Raw genomic sequence first — 19145 nt, 5'->3', positions numbered from 1 at the left:
TCCGCATGCGTCATGCATCGACCTGCCAAGCAACCTTTGCCGCAGACCAAAGGCTGCAACCAACGCCCTCTCGCGAGCCCCCTGAAACGCAGTGAAGTGAAAGCGCTTTTTGTGTCGTTACGGATGAAGCGGGCTATGCTGGAGGCCACTCAACGCTCGCTGTGGCCTCGCGAGCCCTCCTCTGTCACCATGACCATTCATTCCATCCTCAAAATGGGCGATCCGCGCCTTTTGCGCATTGCCCAGCCCGTGCAGAAGTTCGACACCCCTGAGTTGCACCAGCTCATACGCGACATGCTCGAAACCATGCGAGCGGCTCAGGGCGCGGGGCTGGCAGCTCCCCAGATCGGAGTGGATCTGCAGGTGGTGATTTTTGGTTCAAACGAGCCCAATCGCCGCTACCCCGATCGCCCGCTGGTGCCGCCAACGGTGCTGGTCAATCCCGTCATCACGCCACTGGGCGAAGATGAGGAAGAGGACTGGGAAGGGTGCCTTTCCGTGCCAGGCTTGCGGGGCAAGGTGCCGCGCTGGCTGCACATTCGCTACAGCGGGTTCGACGCCCATGGAAGCCCGATAGATCGCGTTGCAGAAGGTTTTCATGCCCGGGTCGTACAGCATGAATGCGACCACCTGATGGGCAAGCTCTACCCCATGCGGGTGCGCGATTTTTCCCAGTTTGGCTTTACCGAGATTCTGTTTCCTGGCGTCGACGCACCGCAGGACGATTAGGCCAGCCATGGCCCTTATTCGTTGACAACCTCGCGAGCAATTGTCGATGGCCTCCTCCTCGAGGCTCCTTGATATCGGTACGAAAGACCATTTCAAACACAGCCCCACCGTGCTGGCGCTGGTGCTGGTGCTGGTGCTGGTGGATTTCATCAATCCCATGCGATTTCCGGGAGCTGAGGATCTTTTGCCAGCGGCACTGAACGCCGCGCGAGCCACCGTTCGATTGGCGTTCGGAATTCAAGGATTTGCTGGCCGCCCACCAGGCGCTGCCCGGCACGCGCGGCGAGATTGCATCCATGTTGGCACCGGTCGATTGCGATCTCACCATCCTCAAACCCCTGCATTCCGCTTTCCACGCAACGCCGCTCGAATACCTCTTGCGGGAGCATGGCGCACGCGAGGCAAACGTAGTGGGCCTCGCAACCGATATGTGCGTCCACCTCACCGCCATGGACGCGTACATGCGGGGTTTCAAAGTATGGGTGCCACGCGACTGCACTGCAGCAGAGGACGGAGCCTCTAAAGACGCCGCTCTGCGGCAAATGTCGCAGGTGCTCAAGTGCTCAATCCGGAAGAGCGGTTGATCCGTGGCCGTTTGCGAGGTGCCACCCCCGTTCAAAACTGCGGCACCAGAGGGCTGATGGCGGGGCCTGACTCCGCAGTTTTCTCTGGCCGCCCCTCCGTCAAAGCATGGAGGAACGCTGCTGTTCTGCGCGCGATGCACCGATGGCGGTTTCCACCTGCTTGACTTCCTCGGGCGGTGGCAGCACTGCCGGCATACCCAGGCTTTCGATCCACAGCTCACGACACCACCCCTTGGTGTGGTAGAGATGATGGTCTTCGTCCTTCTCGACTTTTTCGTGCGCGGCCTTGAGCACCCTGCCGGCATCGCCCGGCGCTATTTCCGCCACTTTACCCAGAAGCTCCCAATTGGAATGGTCCTTGGTTTCCGCATGAACCACGCATTCACAGGCCACCAGTTGGGCCGCTTCGGGTGAGCCACCTCCGGTTTTCGCAAGTTCCATGGCCTTGACGAGAGACTCACCAATGTGTTTCACCACCAGGCGGCTCGGGGTCTGCATGTCCGGGTCAATGCCCATCTGCTCGCACAAGGTACGCACCACGTTCTGGTGGTTCAACGTCTCTTCGAGGTATTCACCCCACTCCTTGCGAAGATTTTCGTTCAGCGTACACGTCAGAGCGGTCTTGTAGACCTTTTCGCCACCCAGTTCGGTTTCCATCATCTGAAGAATCAGGTCCTGTAGTTGCATTGCGTCGTAGCGCGGTTTTGTCGGCATGGTTGCTCCGTGGGTCAAAAGAGGGGAGGAATACGCTCGACCGAACGCCAAGCGCTGGCTCATTCTTTCCCCCATGACACAGGGGCAAATGTAGGACAGGGGAAGAAACTCCGCCCGCTTTTGTCTGACGCACACCCGCACACTTCCCGGCCATGGTCGCCAGCGTCGGTCCGAGCCATCCGGTGCCCCTGCTGCGACAACCTTCTGCCTCAAAAGACAGAGCCGGACCATGCCGAACGAGAGGTGTGCATGCTTGAACTTGATTTGCCGTGGTGGCAATTTCCTTTGCGCGCAACCTTGGTCTACGTCGCCCTGCAGGTGCTGGTACGGCTGTCCGGGCGGCGCACGGTAGGACAGTTCACGCCCTTCGAGCTGCTCGTGGTCATGCTGCTCAGCGAATCGGCGTCCAACGGACTGGCAGGCTGAAATCCGTCAGTATTGGGGGGGCTTGCTGGCTGCAACCACTCTGATCAGTCTCAACGTGTGTGCGGCCTTCATTACGACCCGTAGCCACCGGGCTCAAACCATGGTGGTAGGACGCGCTGTCCTCATCGGGCGCAATGACGAGATATTCCACGACCTGCTCCCCAAGCACCATGTTCCGTTGGCGGATGTGGAGCGCAGCCTGCGGAAGGAAGACTGTGATCTCAAGGACATGCGGTGTGCATTTCTGGAAGCTGACGGACAGATCAGCATCTTGCAGAAGTCAAAGGGCGGCAACGCCGACATGAGTGGCTGAACTCCAGACGTCGCTGCGCGCGACCTAGGCCCAACTCTCAGGTCGCCGTCGTAGGACGGCACGCCCTGCAAAACCCGCGTTCCGCTGACGGACAAGAATGGCAAGTGCCATCACCATGGGTGAAGGAGACGCCCGTGCTCGCAACTTGGCCTTGTGGTCTACCCTGCAATTCAGGGCCGGCCTGGGAGACCGAGACAGCCGCCAACACCTATTCCGAAAGCCTCTTCCGATGACCGAACGCACCATGCCACTGGGTCGGGGCACCGATACCCCGGGCGCAATGCCTACGACAAGCAGCCCCTCTTACGCCGACCGTTCCACACTGCAAACCGCCTTTGACCATTTCGCTTCCAGCGTCACCCGCTGGGCGGGGTCGCCAGGGCTTTTTTGCGCCGCATTGGGGATTGTGGTGGTCTGGGCCATCGCAGGGCCCTTTTTCAAATTTTCAGAGAACTGGCAACTTGTCATCAACACGGGAACCACCATCATCACCTTTCTGATGGTGTTTCTGATCCAGCAAAGCCAGAACAAGGACAGTGTGGCCCTCCACCTCAAGCTCAACGAGCTGCTGGCGGCGAACCGCGAGGCCAGCAACCGCATGATCGGCATCGAAGGCCTCGACGAGCAAGATCTGCGGGATGTGGCGAACTTCTATGTACGGCTGGCCGAGCGTGCCAGGTGCGCAGGAGCCAACAAGGAAGTGCACTCCATCGACGAAGAAGGCATGCCCGCCAGTTTGAACGACGCCGCACCTGTGCTACCCGCCGGTTCCGAGCGATAAAGACCTGCCGGCAGTTATTGCGACTGCCTGACATTACCATTGACCGAATAACCGTTTGCACGGAAACAAGGTTGATTCATCATCAAAAAAGCCCGCACTAGGCGGGCTGGGGGGCCGGCGAATAGCGACTGCAATTTTGATTGGCCCTATCGATTCTGATTTTGCTGGTCGCGGTTCACTTGGCTGTTGGCCTGGTTTGTCTCCTCCCCCTGCTGGCGAGATTGCGTACCACCTTGTTCCTGTTGCCAGCCCTGCTTCTGCAATTCCTGGCGGGATGGGTCACTCACTCGATTCTGCTGATTCTGTTGCTGGCTTTCCTGACTTTGTTGGTTTTGTTGGTTTTGCTGCTGGCTCTGCTGGCTCTGCTGGCGCGATGCACTGTCTTGTCCTTGCTGGCTGGTAGTCATGTGAGTCTCCTGTTTCAACGAGGCGGAATTGACTTCTTCCATTGGGGACCTGACGGATGCTTTCCACCGTCGGCTGAAGAGCGCCAAGCCTGTGCGATTGCGCCTGCTGAATGACGGAGTGTGTACACATGGCCGCATACTTTAGAAACCAAATCGATTTGCGCAACTCGCAGATCAGACCGTGGGGTTTCAAAAAAACTCCCCGGTTGCAAACGCCTTCAACATCGCGCGGGAATATATTTATTTACATCAATGGAGAGCATCTTCTTTCACAATGCAATGCTCTGTCACGTTTACTTCAAAGGTTCCGCCATGCCGTTTGAATATCTTCGCGAGATTGCGCAGGCAGAGCTTCCGTTAACCGTCACCGGCGAGGCCTGCATCGACAAATTGCGGGTACTGCGCGCTGCAGACATGGTGGCCGTAATGCTTCCTCATCCGGAATCGCACCAGCAGTTTGCAAGGGTGTTGGCACTCACTGCAAAAGGCCAGGCCCTCTTGGAGAAAGCCGGAGAGAGCTGATCACCACTCAAAATGACCGTAGTACAGGTAAAACCAGCCCCAGCCGTACGGACCGACTTGAATGGGCCATGAAGGGTAAAGAGATGAGGGCCACGCCGCCAATTCATGGCTCGCACCTCGTAACGTATAGACGCGCCGGCGAACACCGCCACAGGCGCCCCCAACCATTCTTCTGCGCAGCGCTGCGCCGCAGCTGATGCACACCAGCGGCCCCTTCGGGCTATCGCAGCGTCATGAGCCCGAGGTGCCGCCTTGACGCTTCAACCAGCGTGAGCTTCGCCCTATTGCATCCGAAGAAAAGCGCCGGGCACAATCGCCAGCAATGGTTTTACCTGAAGACGACCCGCCAGCCCCACCCAAGCCGCTTGCGTTACCTGTGCGGTGGCTGCTCAAAGGTTTTGCCATTTTGTGCCTTGCGCTGGGCATCATGGGTGTTTTTCTACCGGGCTTGCCCTCCACCGTCTTCATCTTGATGGCTGCCTGGGCTGCCGCCCGCAGTTCACCCCCCTTGTACCGCTGGCTATGGCACCACCGTCTGTTCGGCCCGATGCTGCGTGACTGGTCCCGCGGTGGGCAGGTGAGCCGGCGCTCGAAATGGGCCGCCACGCTGATGATGGCAGCAAGTGCAGCCATGCTGCTTTTGACCCACGCGCCCCGCTGGGCCGTTGCGGTTGCCTGCCTATGTATGGCTGGTGTGTTGGCGTGGCTCTGGCGACGGCCAGAACCGGCCCGCACTACCCCACGATGATGCGTCTTTCGCATCGCCTAATTTTGTGTATATAATCTAAGTCTTGTTCCTCGATAGCTCAGTCGGTAGAGCGCCGGACTGTTAATCCGTAGGTCCCTGGTTCGAGCCCAGGTCGAGGAGCCAAGAATTTCTGGGCATGCTGCATACGTGCAGTTGCTACTTCATACCGATAAATTCCTCGATAGCTCAGTCGGTAGAGCGCCGGACTGTTAATCCGTAGGTCCCTGGTTCGAGCCCAGGTCGAGGAGCCACATTTTTGGCAGCAAAAAGGCCACCATTGGGTGGCCTTTTTGCTTTGCATAGCCATCGCTTGCCAGCGATCACGCATAGCCCACCTGCCTGTTATTGCGATCTATTGCCCTGCGCCAATGAACACCTTGGATGCCTTGCACTCGGAAGCACTGCAAGGCGCCCGGCAAGTCAAACTCGCTTGCGGCCTGACAGAGTTTCCCCGCGCGCTCTTTGATTTAGCCGACAGCCTCGAGGTTCTGGACCTGTCAGACAACGCTCTGTCATCGCTACCTGACGATTTCTCGCGCCTGCACAAGCTGCGCATTCTGTTTTGCTCAAACAACCAGTTCACCCACGTGCCTGAGGTACTGGGGCAATGCGCACACCTGAGCATGGTGGGGTTCAAGGCAAACCAGATCCAAACCGTGTCCGAGCATGCACTGGGAACGAGGCTGCGCTGGCTCATCCTCACAGACAACCAGCTCGACGCATTACCCGCAAGCATCGGCGAATGCATCCAGCTGCAAAAACTCATGCTTTCGGGCAATCGGTTGAAGACATTGCCGCGAGAACTGTCCCGCTGCACCCGACTGGAACTGCTTCGCATCGCAGCCAACCACCTGGATGAACTCCCCGCGTGGTTGATGTCCATGCCGCGGCTTTCGTGGCTGGCATACGCCGGCAATCCCTTTTGCGCCCCGATGGAGGCTGCAGCGTTGGCCACAGCCCCGGCTCCAGCCATTCCTTGGGATCAGTTCAACATCCTGAACACTTTGGGGCAAGGCGCTTCAGGCGTGATCTTCCAAGCCGAGCAGCAGTGCGGAGAGCAGACCCAGCCCGTCGCGGTGAAAGTATTCAAGGGTGAGGTCACCAGCGATGGACTACCCCGCTCCGAGATGGCTGCCTGCGTCAGAGCTGGCTCGCATCGTGGTCTCATACCCGTACTGGGGACCGTTACCAACCATCCAGCCGGTGCACACGGCCTCGTAATGCCGCTGGTAGATCCCCGGTTTCTCAGCCTGGGCCACCCGCCCAGCTTTGATTCGTGCACCCGGGATGTCTACGAACCCGGCGCGCGGTTCACCTGGGCTACGGTGGCGCGCCTCGCTCAGACCGTCGCCAGTGCGATGGCCCATCTGCACCGCCGGGGCATCATGCACGGCGACCTGTACGCCCACAATATCCTCCACGATGGGCATGGTGGCGCACTGCTGGGCGATTTTGGAGCCGCATCGTTCTATCAACCGGGAGGCAAATCAGGCCCAGCCGCACTCCAGGCACTCGAAGTTCGCGCCTTTGGCTGCCTGCTCGAGGAATGGATCGAACGGTGCACACCGCCAAGCGAAGCGATGGGCGATTGGGCGGCCCTTGATGAATTGAAATCCCGCTGCCTATCGCCTGCACCTGGAAGCCGGCCGTTGTTTAATGAGATCGAGAACACTGTAAGAGCGATGGCCGCCCCATAGCCTGGTGAGGACGTGCGCACCGCCCGGGCGCCCGCGACCTGGCGGCTACCTGCGCGGGGCACCCGTCGACGCCCGCGATGGGTTTTCGCGTGGTCCCTTCTTTCACCATGCACCACCTGGCGCTTTGAATATGCCTCCTCAACTGCCTTGGCTCGAACCAGAAGATCCCCTGCCTGACCCTTCCACGGCATGGGGGCCTTCCAGCCCTGCACCGGGCCTCTTGGCCGCCGGCGGCGCCCTTGGCGGGGATCACTTGCGCCGCGCATACGCCCAAGGAACGTTCCCTTGGTTCAGCGCAGGCCAGCCCATCTTATGGTGGGCGCCCGACCCACGCATGGTGCTGAAGGTGGCCCAATTCCGCCTACACCGGTCCCTGCGCAAAACCCTGAGCAAATTTCGCAGCAACCCGAACTGCGAAGTGCGCATCGACTTCGCCTTCGACAGAGTCATCCGGGCATGCTCAAGCATCTCGCGGGACGGACAGAACGGGACCTGGATCGTGCCCGACATGGTGACCGCCTACGAAGCGCTGCATGCGCAGGGCAACGCCCACAGCGTGGAAACCTGGATCAATGGCGAGCTCGTGGGCGGCCTGTATTGCGTGGCTCTCGGCCGGGCTGTGTTCGGCGAATCCATGTTCGCCTACGCCACCGATGCCTCCAAGGTCGCACTGGCCGCCCTGGTCTGCCTGTGCCGCCACCAAGGCGTCGAACTGATCGATTGCCAGCAAAACACTGAGCACCTGGCTTCCTTGGGAGCAGAGGAGATTTCCCGCTCAGACTTCGTGCGCTACGTCCAGCACCAGAACACTCAGCCGCCCATTCATTGGAATTTCAAGCCCGTATACTGGAATGAGCTGCTCCCGCCCCAGGCGCCCATGGCATGACGCAACTCAACGACCTTCCGCTGCAAACGCTCCAGTTTTACGCAACGGCCCCCTACCCTTGCAGTTACCTGCCGGATCGGCAGGCGCGATCACAAGTCGCCACACCCAGCCACCTGATCCAAAGCACGGTTTATTCGGACCTGATCGTCCAGGGGTTCCGTCGCAGTGGAATGTTCACGTACCGGCCTTACTGCGATGGATGCCAGGCTTGCGTGCCCTTGCGTGTCCTGGTCGATCATTTCACCCCCGACCGCAGCCAGCGCAGAGCGGCCGCGCGCCATGCCAACCTCCAGGCCCGCGTGCTGCGCCTGTGTTTCATCCCAGAGCACTATCAGTTGTACCGCGCCTACCAGAATGCCCGGCACCCAGGCGGCGGCATGGACCACGATAGCGTCGACCAGTACACGCAGTTCTTGTTGCAAAGCCGCGTGAACACCCGCCTTGTGGAGTTCCGCGAGACAGACCCGACCGGAGCCGTGGGTGCGCTCAAGATGGTATCGATCCTCGACATCCTCGAAGACGGCCTCTCGGCGGTTTACACCTTCTACGCGCCCGATAGCCACTGCAGCTATGGCACCTATAACGTTCTTTGGCAGATTTCGCAGGCTCGGGCCCTGGGCCTGCCCCACGTCTACCTGGGCTACTGGATCCAAGAGAGCAGCAAGATGCGATACAAGGCCAAGTTCGTTCCGCACGAGATCCGCGTAGGGAATCATTGGGCCCGGCCTGCGAACCTGCCGGACGATGCATGCGGCAGCACTGGACAAATTTCACAAGATAAAATGCGCTGATCTTTCGCTACACAGCTTCCCATGAAGAAAAAAGACCCAGGCATTGCCGTGAAACCCAGCGTTCAGGTGCTTGAACGCATGTTCACTCTGATCGATGTCCTGGCATCTCGCGAAGAAGCCATTTCACTGAAGGAAATCAGCGAGAAAACCGGGCTGCATCCTTCCACCACCCACCGCATCCTGAATGACCTCACGATCGGCCGGTTTGTCGACCGACCTGAATCAGGAAGCTACCGACTGGGTATGCGGCTGCTGGAACTCGGCAACCTCGTCAAGGCGCGCCTGAGCGTGCGCGACGCAGCGCTGGGGCCCATGCGCAACCTGCACAAGCTTATCCAGCAACCCGTGAACCTGAGCGTGCGCCAGGGCGATGAAATCGTCTATGTCGAACGCGCCTACAGTGAGCGCTCCGGAATGCAGGTGGTGCGGGCGATCGGCGGACGGGCCCCGCTGCACCTCACTTCCACGGGTAAGCTGTTCCTGGCGCTGGACGACCCCCAGCGCGTACGCGCCTACGCCACCCGCACCGGCCTGGCGGGCCATACCCGCAACAGCATTACGCAACTGCCGATACTCGAGCGTGAACTCGGCAAGGCGCGCCAATATGGCGTGGCACGCGACAATGAAGAACTGGAGCTGGGCGTGCGCTGCATGGCGGCGGGCGTATTCGACGACCAAGGCAAGCTGGTAGCAGGACTTTCGATCTCAGCGCCTGCAGACCGCCTGGACGAGGGCTGGTTGCCCAAACTGCAGGCAACGGCCCACGAAATTTCTCTGGCGCTGGGCTACCAATCCACGACCGACACGACGAACCGCTCTAGCGATGCAGGTTGAGCCATTAACAAAATGGCGGATCCGGGCGCCTGACACGACAGGGAGCGCCCGGAGGTGATGGTGTCAGCCCGCGCTGGCGCGGGTAGCTTGCAATTTGGGAGCAATGGCGGGCAATGACTCAACCCAGTGCCGCACACGCTGGGCGTCGCCAAGGCGGCTGAACTTCCCTGCGGAATCGAGGAACACCATGATGAGTTTGCGCCCTGCAATGTGCGTCTGCATCACAAGGCAGCGACCTGCCTCAGAGATATAACCGGTCTTTTGCAGGCCGATATTCCAATCGGGGTTCTTCACCAGACCGTTGGTATTGTTGAACTGCAGCGTCTTGTGGCCTACGGCCACCTCGTAGCCCGGAGACGTCGAGAACTCGCGCATCACAGGGTCGCCGTGGGCCACGTTCACCAGCAGTGCCAAATCACGCGCACTCGATTGGTTGCGGCTTGACAAGCCGGTGGGCTCGACATAGACCGTGTCCGTCATCCCGATCGAGCGGGCCTTGCTGTTCATCAACGCGACGAATGCTTCCAGCCCGCCAGGGTAGGTACGGCCCAGCGCGTGTGCTGCGCGGTTTTCGCTCGACATCAAAGCCAGGTGCAGCATCTCGCCCCGCGTGAGCGTGGTGCCAACGCTCAGACGCGAACGGCTGCCTTTTTCGGTGTCCACGTCGTCCTGGGTGATGGTGATGGGCTCATCCATGGGCAGATGGGCCTGCGTAACGATAAGCCCTGTCATGAGCTTGGTCAGCGAGGCTATGGGAAGCACCGCATGATCATTCTTGCTGAGCAGCACCTCGTGCGTGTCCTGGTCGATCACGTAGGCTACGCTCGACTTCAGGTCAAGCGGGTCGTTGACCTGGTGCAGGCCCGCCATCTGGCCGAAAGAAGGCTTTGCCGGCTCATAAGAAACCCGGACGGGCGCCTTTGCCGAGCGCGCCGTGGTGCGTGCCGCCTTGCTTGCGCCAGCAGCTTTGCGCGCAGGCGCCGCTCGCTTGGCGGTGACTGAATGGGCTTGCTGCTTTTTGGCGGATGCCTTTTTTCGCTCGCTTGCGTGGGCGGCCGGAGACGCCAGCGCGACGCTCACCACCAAAAGGCCCAAATACTGGATGAAACGGTTCACTGCTGTGCGGCGGCGATGGTGCATCAATGTGCTCCAAACGGTAAAAAGTGTGGTGCAGTGTACAGAACTGAAAAAAGTCGCGCAAGATCAACATCTTGCACGACTCTTCAATAAAGTGAGTGAATTATAGATTCACTGCTCACCCCTGTGCTGCAACACGGTCAGCTTTACTTTGCAATTTATTCAACGCGCTCAGGTAGGCTTTGGCTGACGCCACGACGATATCAGGATCGGCTCCAACGCCATTCACCACCCGGCCGCTGCTTTGCAGGCGCACCGTCACCTCCCCCTGGCTCTCCGTCGAGCCGCTGATGGCGTTGACTGAATACAAGACCATTTCCGCGCCACTCTGAACATGGGATTCAATGGCCTTGAGCGATGCATCCACCGGGCCGTTGCCCTCTGACTCGCCCTGCACTTCTTTGCCTGCCACCGTGAACACGATGCGAGCCTGGGGGCGCTCACCCGTCTCGCTGTGCTGCGACAGCGAAACAAAGCCGAACTGTTCCTTCTCGGCGCTCACGCTTTCATCACTGACCAGGGCAAGGATGTCCTCGTCGAAGATTTCGCTCTTGCGGTCGGCCAGTTCCTTGAATTTGGCGAAAGCGGCGTTGATCTCGCCCTCGCTCTCCAGCGCCACACCCAGTTCCTGGAGACGCTGTTTGAAGGCGTTGCGGCCGCTGAGCTTGCCCAGGACGATCTTGTTGGCGCTCCAGCCCACATCTTCGGCGCGCATGATTTCGTAGGTATCCCGGGCCTTGAGCACACCATCCTGGTGGATGCCTGAGGCGTGGGCAAAGGCATTCGCCCCCACCACAGCCTTGTTGGGCTGCACCACGAAGCCTGTGGTCTGGCTGACCATGCGGCTCGCGGCAACGATGTGCTGGGTATCTATGCCCACGTCAAGACCGAAGTAGTCGCGGCGCGTTTTCACGGCCATGACCACCTCTTCGAGTGAGCAATTGCCCGCACGCTCACCCAGGCCATTGATCGTGCACTCGACCTGGCGTGCACCGCCGATCTTCACACCTGCGAGCGAATTGGCCACCGCCATGCCCAAATCGTTGTGGCAGTGCACCGACCAAACGGCCTTGTCGCTGTTGGGAATGCGTTCGCGCAGGTTCTTGATGAAGTTGCCATACAACTCAGGGATGGCGTAACCCACGGTGTCCGGCACATTGATGGTCGTCGCTCCCTCTGCGATCACGGACTCGATCACGCGGCACAGAAAATCGGGTTCGCTGCGATAACCATCTTCGGGGCTGAACTCGATGTCACCCACCAGATTGCGGGCAAAGCGCACCGCCTGCGTTGCCTGCTCGAGCACCTGCTCGGGGGTCATGCGCAGTTTTTTCTCCATGTGCAACGGGCTCGTCGCAATGAAGGTGTGGATGCGGGCGCTGTTGGCGCCCCGCAGTGCCTCGGCTGCGCGGGCGATGTCGCGATCGTTGGCACGCGAGAGCGAGCAGATGGTCGAATCCTTGATCGCATGGGCGATGGCCTGGACGGCATCGAAATCCCCGTTGGAGCTGGCTGCAAACCCGGCTTCGATCACGTCCACCTTCAGGCGCTCGAGCTGGCGGGCAATGCGCAGCTTCTCGTCCTTGGTCATTGAGGCCCCGGGCGATTGTTCGCCGTCGCGCAAGGTGGTGTCGAAAATAATGAGTTTGTCAGCCATGTGTTCTCTCCTGGTACTGGTGGGGTTGCCCGCAACGTTGAAATTCTGGCGCCCAAAACAAAAGGCCCGCTGCGGGTGCATACGGGCCTTTTGGAAAAAGTGTGCGCGCGCGCCTACCGTCTCCGCCCGTGGGGAGCTAGCAGTAGGGTGCGTGCAAACATATTCATGCGTTGCAATGTAGCACAGTTTCTTGTGCGCGGCTGCGCTCAGTTGTGCAGGCCACGTTCATCCGGCTCATCGGTCGAGATGCTGATCACGCTGCTGTGCTGCCCCTTGGCCTTGCGCCACGCATAGACGGCATAGCCGCTGAGCCCATACAGAACAAAGACGCCGAACAGCACGACAGGGGGGTGGATGTTGATGACGGCAATGCCCAGCGCGATCAGAACGATCGCGGCAAACGGCACACTTTTCTTCATCTGCACGTCTTTGAAGCTGTAGAACGGCACGTTGGTCACCATGGTGAGCCCCGCGTAGAGGGTGAAAGCAAACATGACCCAGCTCACCGCCGGCCATGACAGCCAGTGGTCCTCGCCTCGGTGGACCCCCAGCTCCGTCATCAACCAGATGAAGCCCGCCACCAGGGCGGCGGCTGCCGGCGATGGCAGGCCCTGGAAGTAGCGCTTGTCCACCACACTCGTATTAACGTTGAAGCGCGCCAGGCGCAGCGCAGCACAGGCGCAATAGACGAACGCCGCGATCCAGCCCCAGCGGCCCAGCCCCTTGAGCGACCACTCGTAGGCAATGAGGGCTGGTGCGGCGCCAAACGACACCATGTCGGACAAGGAGTCCATCTGTTCGCCAAACGCGCTCTGGGTGTTCGTCATGCGCGCCACGCGCCCATCCAGGCTGTCCAGCACCATGGCGCAGAATACGCCCACGGAAGCCATGTCGAAGCGGCCATTCATGGCCATCACAATGGAATAGAAGCCCCCGAACAGTGCCGCCAAGGTGAACAGGTTGGGCAGGATGTAGATGCCTTTGCGCCGCTTGCGCACCATCACACCAGGTTGGGCGGTGGACTTATTGCCATCATGCATCTAGTAGACCTCCAGCGCTTGTCCTGCATAAACAAGCAGCTATTAAAATTATAGTAACAGGCCCCTGTATAAATACCACGCAGGCGCCGTACGCACGAAAGGCGAAGGCCGCAGTGTAGCGCCTGCCAGCACCGCGGCCGCCCAACGAAAAAGGCCACCGAAGTGGCCTTTCGATGCTTCCGCAGCGAAGAATCAGTTGCGGGTCTGGTCGACCAGCTTGTTCTTGGCGATCCAGGGCATCATGGCGCGCAGCTGGGCACCCACCACTTCGATGCTGTGGTCTGCCGTGTTGCGGCGGCGGGCCGTCATGCTTGGGTAGTTCAGGCGGCCTTCCTGGATGAACATCTTGGCGTAGTCGCCGTTCTGGATGCGCTTGAGGGCGTTGCGCATGGCGGCGCGCGACTGCTCGTTGATGACTTCGGGGCCGGTCACGTACTCGCCGAACTCGGCGTTGTTCGAGATCGAGTAGTTCATGTTGGCGATGCCGCCTTCGTAGATCAGGTCCACGATGAGCTTGAGCTCGTGCAGGCACTCGAAGTAGGCCATCTCAGGGGCGTAGCCGGCTTCGACCAGGGTTTCGTAACCCATCTTGATCAGCTCGACGGCGCCACCGCACAGCACGGCCTGCTCGCCGAACAGGTCGGTCTCGGTCTCTTCCTTGAAGTTGGTCTCGATGATGCCGGCCTTGCCGCCACCGTTGGCCATAGCGTAGCTCAGGGCCAGGTCACGGGCCTTGCCGGACTTGTCCTGGTGCACGGCCACCAGGTGGGGCACGCCACCGCCTTGCGTGTAGGTGTTGCGCACGGTGTGGCCGGGTGCCTTGGGGGCGACCATCCACACGTCCAGGTCAGCGCGGGGCACGACTTGGTTGTAGTGCACATTGAAGCCATGGGCGAAGGCCAGCGAGGCGCCTTGCTTGATGTTCGGGGCCACGTTGTTGGTGTAGACCTCGGCGATCTGCTCGTCGGGCAGCAGGATCATGACCACGTCGGCGGCCTTCACGGCGTCGTTGACTTCCATGACCGTCAGGCCGGCCTTGCCGACCTTGTCCCACGAGGCGCCGCCCTTGCGCAGGCCGACCACGACCTTCACGCCGCTGTCGTTCAGGTTTTGTGCATGGGCGTGGCCTTGCGAGCCGTAGCCGATGATGGCCACGGTCTTGCCCTTGATCAGGCTCAGGTCACAGTCTTTGTCGTAGAAAACTTTCATGGTCGCTCCGGTTGAAATGCGTTGTTGGGTTGGAAAAATAAACAGCAGATTGTCTTACATCGGATGGAGATCGGCCGGATGGCCAGGCGGGGAGGCGCAGACACTGCTGCAGTGCGGCAAGGCTCCTCGGTAGCGCAGGCCGGTCGAAGGCCCATCCGTCACACGCGCAGGATGCGCTCGCCGCGGCCGATGCCGCTGGCACCCGTGCGCACGGTTTCGAGAATGGCTGTGCGGTCGATGGCTTGCAGGAAGGCGTCGTTCTTGGACTGGTCGCCCGTGAGCTCGATGGTGTAGCTCTTCTCGGTCACGTCGATGATGCGGCCACGGAAGATGTCGGCCATGCGCTTCATCTCCTCGCGCTCCTTGCCCACCGCACGCACCTTCACCATCATGAGCTCGCGCTCGGTGTAGGCGCCTTCGGTCAGATCCACCACCTTCACCACCTCGATGAGGCGGTTCAGGTGCTTGGTGATCTGCTCGATCACGTCGTCGGATCCATGGGTCTGGATGGTCATGCGCGACAGCGACGCATCCTCGGTGGGCGCCACGGTGAGCGATTCGATGTTGTAGCCACGGGCCGAGAACAGGCCCACGACGCGCGACAGAGCACCGGGTTCGTTTTCCAGCAGAACGGCAATGATGTGTTTCATGGTGAAGAGATTCCTCTTTTTGCGACGGCAGCACGACCCGAAAGTGGCCGCAGAAAACTGTCGTTTTTCGCTGCCCTCCTCCGCGCACGGTAATGCGCGGGCTTGGCAGGCAATAGATTCGTCAAAAAATGAATGCTATTTATTCAATAGCGGGTAGCGCTTGATGGACAAGCACTGCAGGCCTATTTTGCTTAAAGATCTTCCGATCCCAGCAGCATTTCGGTGATGCCCTTGCCGGCCTGAACCATCGGGAACACGTTCTCGGTGGGGTCGGTGCGGAAGTCCAGGAACACCGTGCGGTCCTTGAGCTTGCGGGCTTCGCGCAGCGCGGGCTCCACGTCCTTGGGATGCTCGATCAGAAGACCCACATGGCCATAGGCTTCGGCCAGCTTCACGAAGTTGGGCAGCGCATCCATGTAGCTGTGGCTATAGCGGCCGGAGTACTCGATCTCCTGCCACTGGCGCACCATGCCCAGATAGCGGTTGTTCAGCGAGCAGATTTTGATCGGCGTGTTGTACTGCAGGCAGGTAGACAGCTCCTGGATGTTCATCTGCACCGAGCCTTCGCCGGTGATGCAGAACACTTCCGATTGCGGCTTGGCCAGCTTGATGCCCATGGCGTAGGGAATGCCCACACCCATGGTGCCCAGGCCGCCGGAGTTGATCCAGCGGCGCGGCTCGTCGAAGCGGTAATACTGCGCCGCCCACATCTGGTGCTGGCCCACGTCGGACGTGATGTAGGTGTCCGCGTCCTTCGTCATGTTCCACAGCGTCTCGACCACGTACTGGGGCTTGATCACGTCGCCGCTGCCCATGCTGTACTTCAGGCAATCGCGCTTGCGCCAGCCTTCGATGGTGTCCCACCATGCGGCCAGGGCACCGGCATCCGGCCGGGTGCTGCTCTCGCGGATCATGGAGATCAGTTCGGTGAGCACATCCTTCACGTCGCCGACGATCGGGATGTCGACCTTCACGCGCTTGGAGATGCTGGACGGGTCGATATCCACGTGGATGATCTTGCGGTCGTTCTGCGCGAAATGCTTGGGGTTGCCGATCACGCGGTCATCGAAGCGCGCGCCCACGGCCAGCAGCACATCGCAGTTCTGCATGGCGTTGTTGGCTTCGATGGTGCCGTGCATGCCCAGCATGCCCAGGAACTTGCGGTCCGACGCGGGGTAGGCGCCCAGGCCCATCAGTGTGTTCGTGACCGGGTAGCCCAGCATGTCCACCAGCGTGCGCAGCTCGTTGGTGGCATTGCCCAGCAGCACGCCGCCGCCGGTATAGATGTAGGGGCGCTTGGCAGCCAGCAGCAGTTGCAGCGCCTTGCGGATCTGGCCGCCATGGCCCTTGCGCACCGGGTTGTAGGAGCGCATTTCCACACTCTGGGGGTAACCGTTGTAGGCCGCCTTCTTGAAAGACACATCCTTCGGGATGTCCACCACCACGGGACCAGGTCGTCCGGTGCGAGCGATGTGGAACGCCTTTTTCAGCGTCATCGCCAGATCGCGCGGGTCCTTGACGAGGAAGTTGTGCTTCACAATGGGGCGCGTGATGCCCACCGTGTCGCATTCCTGGAATGCATCCAGACCGATGGCCGCCGTGGGCACCTGGCCGGAGATGATGACCATGGGAATGCTGTCCATGTAGGCCGTGGCAATGCCGGTCACCGCGTTGGTCAACCCGGGACCCGATGTCACCAGCGCCACGCCCACGTCGCCGGTGGCGCGCGCATAGCCGTCGGCGGCATGCACGGCAGCCTGCTCATGGCGCACCAGCACGTGCTGGATGGTGTCTTGCTTGTAGAGCGCGTCGTAGATGTAGAGAACCGCGCCACCGGGGTAGCCCCAGATGTACTGCACATTCTCGGCCTGCAGCGATTTGACGAGGATTTCAGAACCCATGAGGTCCTGCGAGCCGGGAGCGTGAGAGTTGCCGTGAGAGGCGGCGGCTGCCGATGTGAGTTCAGCCTTGGAGATTTCCATGATCAACCTTTGTGAATTTCTCTGACGAAAAACCTTGGGTGCTCCTTGCACGCGCTCTCGTGAAGCCAGCTTGGAACTTGAGGCCAAGGACATGGGCGGGATGATTGCCGCGCCGGACCGTGACCCGTTTGCCTTTTGAATTGCAATGGAAATTATCGCACTGCAACACGCACAAAACCAGCCATTTGCCGAAAAATCGGTGCCCAATGCGATAATTCGCGCCCTGACGTGCTGCCCGGCGCTTTTTTGCGGGCACTCAACCCTCACGGGCTGATCTCTCTTGGCAACTGAACAAGAACTCTCCGACTTCCTCAAAAACGTAGAAAAGCGCGCCTTCAAGCGCTCGCTTTACCACGTCCGCAATGAGGAAGCGGCCCTGGACATCGTTCAGGACAGCATGCTCAAGCTGGCCGAGCATTACGGAGACAAGCCTGTTGACGAGTTGCCGATGCTGTTCCAGCGCATTCTGTCGAACTGCACGCTGGACTGGTTCCGTCGCCAGAAGACCCGCAATGCACTGTTTTCGAACATGAGCGACTTCGACGGGCCTGCAGAAGATGGCACGGAATTTGATCTGCTCGAAGCCTATGCAGGGCCCGACAATGGCGAGCGGGCCGAGAGCGCCGAGGATCTGGTCCGTCGCGCCCAGATATTCAAGGACATCGAGGCAGAGATCCAGGAACTGCCGGCTCGTCAACGGGAAGCGTTTCTGATGCGTTACTGGGAAGAAATGGATGTTGCAGAAACAGCTGCCGCCATGGGCTGCTCCGAAGGCAGCGTCAAGACGCACTGTTTTCGTGCAGTACAGACCCTCAGCAAGGCACTGAAGGCAAAAGGAATCGAACCATGAACACTGCCACCCCACTCACCCCCGAAATGGCTGCAGATCGCTTCGCCCGCCGCGTTACCGCACGGTTGACCAGCGCAACGGACGATCTGCCGTACGACATTTCAGAGCGGCTGCGCGCGGCCCGCATGCAGGCGCTTTCCAAGCGCAAGGTCACCGTGCAGGTGCGGCGCGCAGCGCCTGCACCCGCTGTGGTGCATTCGGGCAACACGGCAATGCTGGGAGGTGGCGGCGAGCACAGCGGCTGGTGGAACGCCCTGGTGTCCGCAATCCCTGTGATGGCCTTGCTGGTCGGGCTGGTCGTGATCAACACCGCCCAGGACGAAAACGGGACCAACGAAGTGGCCGAAGTCGATGCGGCCCTGCTGACCGACGAACTGCCGCCGGCCGCTTATTCGGACCCGGGCTTCGTGCAATTCCTGAAAACCACCAACACAGGCGGTAACTGATTGACCTGGCTTGCTGCATGCCGATAAATCCCCCTGACGCCCGCCCCGCCATGCCAGCCTTCGTGCTGGCTTTGGTGCTTTTAGGCGCGCTCGTCGCAGGTGGAGTGGCGGTGCTCAACCAGGTGCGCATGGCGCCAGGCACCCTGCCGCCCGTGGCGGCACTGGCGCCCAAATCCGGCGGCAAGAACGCACCCGGCTCATTCGCCAATCCTGCTCAGCAAACGCCCGCCGGCCCCGGCTGGGAAGTCTTGACCACGCCCCAGAAATTGGCCTTGTATCCGCTGGCGGAACGGTGGGCGCTGCTCAGCGAAGTGCAAAAACGCCGTTGGCTGGCCCTGGCGCAGAGCTTCGCGGCATTGCCGGAACAGGAGCAGGAGAAGCTGCACAGCCGCATGACGGAATGGGCCAGCCTCAGCGCCCAGCAGCGCAACCAGGCGCGGCTGAACTACGCCGACTCCAATCGCCTTGCCCGCGACAACAAACTGGCCCAGTGGCAGGCCTACCAGGCGCTGAGCGAAGAAGAAAAACGCAGGCTGGCGGCACGCGCCGCACCCAAGCCGCATGGCGCAGCCACTGCGCTCAAGCCGGTGTCGCCGCGCAAGCTGGCGCAGATTCCTGCCGCTGCCGAGGCCAACCCCAACCGCCCTAACCCCCCCAAAATTCCGCCGGTGCCGAGCCTTTCACCGCGGGTAATATCGCCCTCGGCGCCCGCTCCGGCAGCGGCGGCGAGCGACCCAGCAGC

22 protein-coding genes and 2 tRNA genes are annotated in these 19145 nt (G+C 60.6%); 16 read left to right on the top strand and 8 right to left on the bottom strand.

Annotated elements, in window-relative coordinates:
- The first annotated feature begins 189 nt into the window (after positions 1-189).
- Together def and ACDELDRAFT_RS10235 are read left to right on the top strand one after the other, a co-directional pair.
- Positions 190-729 carry a peptide deformylase gene (gene def / locus ACDELDRAFT_RS10240; protein ID WP_040328738.1) on the top strand — a complete coding sequence of 180 codons (540 nt, stop codon included), beginning with the start codon at positions 190-192 and terminating at the stop codon, positions 727-729.
- 245 nt (positions 730-974) lie between these two features.
- Positions 975-1313: a cysteine hydrolase family protein gene (locus ACDELDRAFT_RS10235; protein WP_005796288.1), complete on the top strand. Its 339-nt coding sequence runs from the start codon at positions 975-977 to the stop codon at positions 1311-1313.
- Positions 1314-1412: 99 nt separating this feature from the next.
- Here the strand turns inward: ACDELDRAFT_RS10235 and ACDELDRAFT_RS10230 are convergent, their stop codons facing one another.
- Positions 1413-2027 (bottom strand): hypothetical protein, encoded by a 615-nt coding sequence (locus ACDELDRAFT_RS10230; protein WP_005796286.1) that lies wholly within the window; start codon positions 2025-2027, stop codon positions 1413-1415.
- Between the two features lie 249 nt (positions 2028-2276).
- On the opposite strand from ACDELDRAFT_RS10230, the gene ACDELDRAFT_RS25665 reads away from it, so the two are divergent.
- The 3 genes from ACDELDRAFT_RS25665 (at position 2277) to ACDELDRAFT_RS10220 (ending at position 3547) form a co-directional block, all read left to right on the top strand.
- Entirely contained in the window at positions 2277-2453 is a 177-nt protein-coding gene (locus ACDELDRAFT_RS25665; RefSeq protein ID WP_005796284.1) for a hypothetical protein, read from the top strand.
- 100 nt (positions 2454-2553) lie between these two features.
- Positions 2554-2766, top strand: a complete 213-nt coding sequence (locus ACDELDRAFT_RS25660) for a YetF domain-containing protein (protein WP_005796280.1) — start codon at positions 2554-2556, stop codon at positions 2764-2766.
- Between the two features lie 229 nt (positions 2767-2995).
- Complete coding sequence (locus ACDELDRAFT_RS10220; RefSeq protein ID WP_050784158.1) at positions 2996-3547, top strand: low affinity iron permease family protein; 552 nt, start codon at positions 2996-2998, stop codon at positions 3545-3547.
- A gap of 146 nt (positions 3548-3693) precedes the next feature.
- On the opposite strand, the gene ACDELDRAFT_RS24440 is transcribed toward ACDELDRAFT_RS10220, so the two are convergent.
- Positions 3694-3954: a hypothetical protein gene (locus ACDELDRAFT_RS24440; RefSeq protein ID WP_005796276.1), complete on the bottom strand. Its 261-nt coding sequence runs from the start codon at positions 3952-3954 to the stop codon at positions 3694-3696.
- A gap of 252 nt (positions 3955-4206) precedes the next feature.
- On the opposite strand from ACDELDRAFT_RS24440, the gene ACDELDRAFT_RS10210 reads away from it, so the two are divergent.
- The 8 genes from ACDELDRAFT_RS10210 to ACDELDRAFT_RS10180 all read left to right on the top strand — a co-directional run bounded on the left by ACDELDRAFT_RS10210 (position 4207) and on the right by ACDELDRAFT_RS10180 (position 9432).
- Positions 4207-4476: a hypothetical protein gene (locus ACDELDRAFT_RS10210; protein ID WP_005796274.1), complete on the top strand. Its 270-nt coding sequence runs from the start codon at positions 4207-4209 to the stop codon at positions 4474-4476.
- Positions 4477-4798: 322 nt separating this feature from the next.
- Entirely contained in the window at positions 4799-5224 is a 426-nt protein-coding gene (locus ACDELDRAFT_RS24050) for a YbaN family protein (RefSeq protein WP_081470108.1), read from the top strand.
- 47 nt (positions 5225-5271) lie between these two features.
- A tRNA-Asn gene (locus tag ACDELDRAFT_RS10205) sits at positions 5272-5347 on the top strand.
- A gap of 52 nt (positions 5348-5399) precedes the next feature.
- Positions 5400-5475: transfer RNA gene (locus tag ACDELDRAFT_RS10200), tRNA-Asn, on the top strand.
- 117 nt (positions 5476-5592) lie between these two features.
- The gene (locus ACDELDRAFT_RS10195) at positions 5593-6921 is read left to right on the top strand and encodes a leucine-rich repeat-containing protein kinase family protein (RefSeq protein ID WP_005796269.1); all 1329 of its coding nucleotides are present in this window, start codon (positions 5593-5595) and stop codon (positions 6919-6921) included.
- Between the two features lie 130 nt (positions 6922-7051).
- Positions 7052-7807, top strand: a complete 756-nt coding sequence (gene aat, locus ACDELDRAFT_RS10190; protein WP_040328724.1) for a leucyl/phenylalanyl-tRNA--protein transferase — start codon at positions 7052-7054, stop codon at positions 7805-7807.
- Complete coding sequence (locus tag ACDELDRAFT_RS10185) at positions 7804-8598, top strand: arginyltransferase (RefSeq protein ID WP_005796265.1); 795 nt, start codon at positions 7804-7806, stop codon at positions 8596-8598. The genes aat and ACDELDRAFT_RS10185 overlap by 4 nt, the downstream gene beginning before the upstream one ends.
- Positions 8599-8619: 21 nt before the next feature.
- Positions 8620-9432 carry an IclR family transcriptional regulator gene (locus ACDELDRAFT_RS10180; protein WP_005796256.1) on the top strand — a complete coding sequence of 271 codons (813 nt, stop codon included), beginning with the start codon at positions 8620-8622 and terminating at the stop codon, positions 9430-9432.
- 63 nt (positions 9433-9495) lie between these two features.
- Here ACDELDRAFT_RS10180 and ACDELDRAFT_RS10175 read toward each other — a convergent pair whose 3' ends face one another.
- The 6 genes from ACDELDRAFT_RS10175 to ACDELDRAFT_RS10150 all read right to left on the bottom strand — a co-directional run bounded on the left by ACDELDRAFT_RS10175 (position 9496) and on the right by ACDELDRAFT_RS10150 (position 17107).
- Positions 9496-10572, bottom strand: coding sequence for a serine hydrolase (locus ACDELDRAFT_RS10175; RefSeq protein WP_005796253.1), 1077 nt, complete (start codon positions 10570-10572; stop codon positions 9496-9498).
- Between the two features lie 115 nt (positions 10573-10687).
- Positions 10688-12226: a 2-isopropylmalate synthase gene (locus tag ACDELDRAFT_RS10170; protein WP_005796250.1), complete on the bottom strand. Its 1539-nt coding sequence runs from the start codon at positions 12224-12226 to the stop codon at positions 10688-10690.
- 206 nt (positions 12227-12432) lie between these two features.
- Positions 12433-13266 carry a CDP-diacylglycerol--serine O-phosphatidyltransferase gene (gene pssA / locus ACDELDRAFT_RS10165; RefSeq protein ID WP_005796249.1) on the bottom strand — a complete coding sequence of 278 codons (834 nt, stop codon included), beginning with the start codon at positions 13264-13266 and terminating at the stop codon, positions 12433-12435.
- A 192-nt stretch (positions 13267-13458) separates the two neighbouring features.
- Positions 13459-14475 carry a ketol-acid reductoisomerase gene (gene ilvC, locus ACDELDRAFT_RS10160; RefSeq protein WP_005796248.1) on the bottom strand — a complete coding sequence of 339 codons (1017 nt, stop codon included), beginning with the start codon at positions 14473-14475 and terminating at the stop codon, positions 13459-13461.
- Between the two features lie 158 nt (positions 14476-14633).
- Positions 14634-15125, bottom strand: a complete 492-nt coding sequence (ilvN, locus tag ACDELDRAFT_RS10155; RefSeq protein ID WP_005796247.1) for an acetolactate synthase small subunit — start codon at positions 15123-15125, stop codon at positions 14634-14636.
- Between the two features lie 191 nt (positions 15126-15316).
- Positions 15317-17107: an acetolactate synthase 3 catalytic subunit gene (locus tag ACDELDRAFT_RS10150; RefSeq protein ID WP_005796246.1), complete on the bottom strand. Its 1791-nt coding sequence runs from the start codon at positions 17105-17107 to the stop codon at positions 15317-15319.
- A 280-nt stretch (positions 17108-17387) separates the two neighbouring features.
- Here ACDELDRAFT_RS10150 and ACDELDRAFT_RS10145 point away from each other — a divergent pair, with 280 nt between their 5' ends.
- The 3 genes from ACDELDRAFT_RS10145 to ACDELDRAFT_RS10135 all read left to right on the top strand — a co-directional run.
- Complete coding sequence (locus ACDELDRAFT_RS10145) at positions 17388-17957, top strand: RNA polymerase sigma factor (RefSeq protein WP_005796245.1); 570 nt, start codon at positions 17388-17390, stop codon at positions 17955-17957.
- Positions 17954-18403 (top strand): DUF3619 family protein, encoded by a 450-nt coding sequence (locus ACDELDRAFT_RS10140; protein WP_005796244.1) that lies wholly within the window; start codon positions 17954-17956, stop codon positions 18401-18403. The genes ACDELDRAFT_RS10145 and ACDELDRAFT_RS10140 overlap by 4 nt, the downstream gene beginning before the upstream one ends.
- Positions 18404-18453: 50 nt before the next feature.
- Positions 18454-19145: DUF3106 domain-containing protein (locus tag ACDELDRAFT_RS10135; RefSeq protein WP_050784156.1), on the top strand; the 692-nt coding region annotated here is incomplete at its 3' end.

This window comes from Acidovorax delafieldii 2AN (assembly GCF_000175235.1).
GTDB lineage: Bacteria > Pseudomonadota > Gammaproteobacteria > Burkholderiales > Burkholderiaceae_C > Acidovorax > Acidovorax delafieldii_B.
Note: the sequence above shows the minus strand (reverse complement) of the source record. Positions and strands in the feature narration are given on the sequence as shown.

Excerpts from the sequence above, each read along its gene's own strand:
- ACDELDRAFT_RS10170 (WP_005796250.1), bottom strand. The coding sequence starts at position 12,226 with ATGGCTGACAAACTCATTATTTTCGACACCACCTTGCGCGACGGCGAA.
- ACDELDRAFT_RS10140 (WP_005796244.1), top strand. The coding sequence starts at position 17,954 with ATGAACACTGCCACCCCACTCACCCCCGAAATGGCTGCAGATCGCTTC.
- ilvC (WP_005796248.1), bottom strand. The coding sequence starts at position 14,475 with ATGAAAGTTTTCTACGACAAAGACTGTGACCTGAGCCTGATCAAGGGC.
- ACDELDRAFT_RS10220 (WP_050784158.1), top strand. The coding sequence starts at position 2,996 with ATGACCGAACGCACCATGCCACTGGGTCGGGGCACCGATACCCCGGGC.
- ACDELDRAFT_RS24050 (WP_081470108.1), top strand. The coding sequence starts at position 4,799 with ATGGTTTTACCTGAAGACGACCCGCCAGCCCCACCCAAGCCGCTTGCG.
- ACDELDRAFT_RS10185 (WP_005796265.1), top strand. The coding sequence starts at position 7,804 with ATGACGCAACTCAACGACCTTCCGCTGCAAACGCTCCAGTTTTACGCA.
- ACDELDRAFT_RS10150 (WP_005796246.1), bottom strand. The coding sequence starts at position 17,107 with ATGGAAATCTCCAAGGCTGAACTCACATCGGCAGCCGCCGCCTCTCAC.
- ACDELDRAFT_RS24440 (WP_005796276.1), bottom strand. The coding sequence starts at position 3,954 with ATGACTACCAGCCAGCAAGGACAAGACAGTGCATCGCGCCAGCAGAGC.
- ACDELDRAFT_RS10210 (WP_005796274.1), top strand. The coding sequence starts at position 4,207 with ATGGAGAGCATCTTCTTTCACAATGCAATGCTCTGTCACGTTTACTTC.
- ilvN (WP_005796247.1), bottom strand. The coding sequence starts at position 15,125 with ATGAAACACATCATTGCCGTTCTGCTGGAAAACGAACCCGGTGCTCTG.
- ACDELDRAFT_RS10175 (WP_005796253.1), bottom strand. The coding sequence starts at position 10,572 with ATGCACCATCGCCGCCGCACAGCAGTGAACCGTTTCATCCAGTATTTG.
- ACDELDRAFT_RS25665 (WP_005796284.1), top strand. The coding sequence starts at position 2,277 with ATGCTTGAACTTGATTTGCCGTGGTGGCAATTTCCTTTGCGCGCAACC.
- ACDELDRAFT_RS10230 (WP_005796286.1), bottom strand. The coding sequence starts at position 2,027 with ATGCCGACAAAACCGCGCTACGACGCAATGCAACTACAGGACCTGATT.
- ACDELDRAFT_RS25660 (WP_005796280.1), top strand. The coding sequence starts at position 2,554 with ATGGTGGTAGGACGCGCTGTCCTCATCGGGCGCAATGACGAGATATTC.
- ACDELDRAFT_RS10180 (WP_005796256.1), top strand. The coding sequence starts at position 8,620 with ATGAAGAAAAAAGACCCAGGCATTGCCGTGAAACCCAGCGTTCAGGTG.
- aat (WP_040328724.1), top strand. The coding sequence starts at position 7,052 with ATGCCTCCTCAACTGCCTTGGCTCGAACCAGAAGATCCCCTGCCTGAC.
- pssA (WP_005796249.1), bottom strand. The coding sequence starts at position 13,266 with ATGCATGATGGCAATAAGTCCACCGCCCAACCTGGTGTGATGGTGCGC.
- def (WP_040328738.1), top strand. The coding sequence starts at position 190 with ATGACCATTCATTCCATCCTCAAAATGGGCGATCCGCGCCTTTTGCGC.
- ACDELDRAFT_RS10195 (WP_005796269.1), top strand. The coding sequence starts at position 5,593 with ATGAACACCTTGGATGCCTTGCACTCGGAAGCACTGCAAGGCGCCCGG.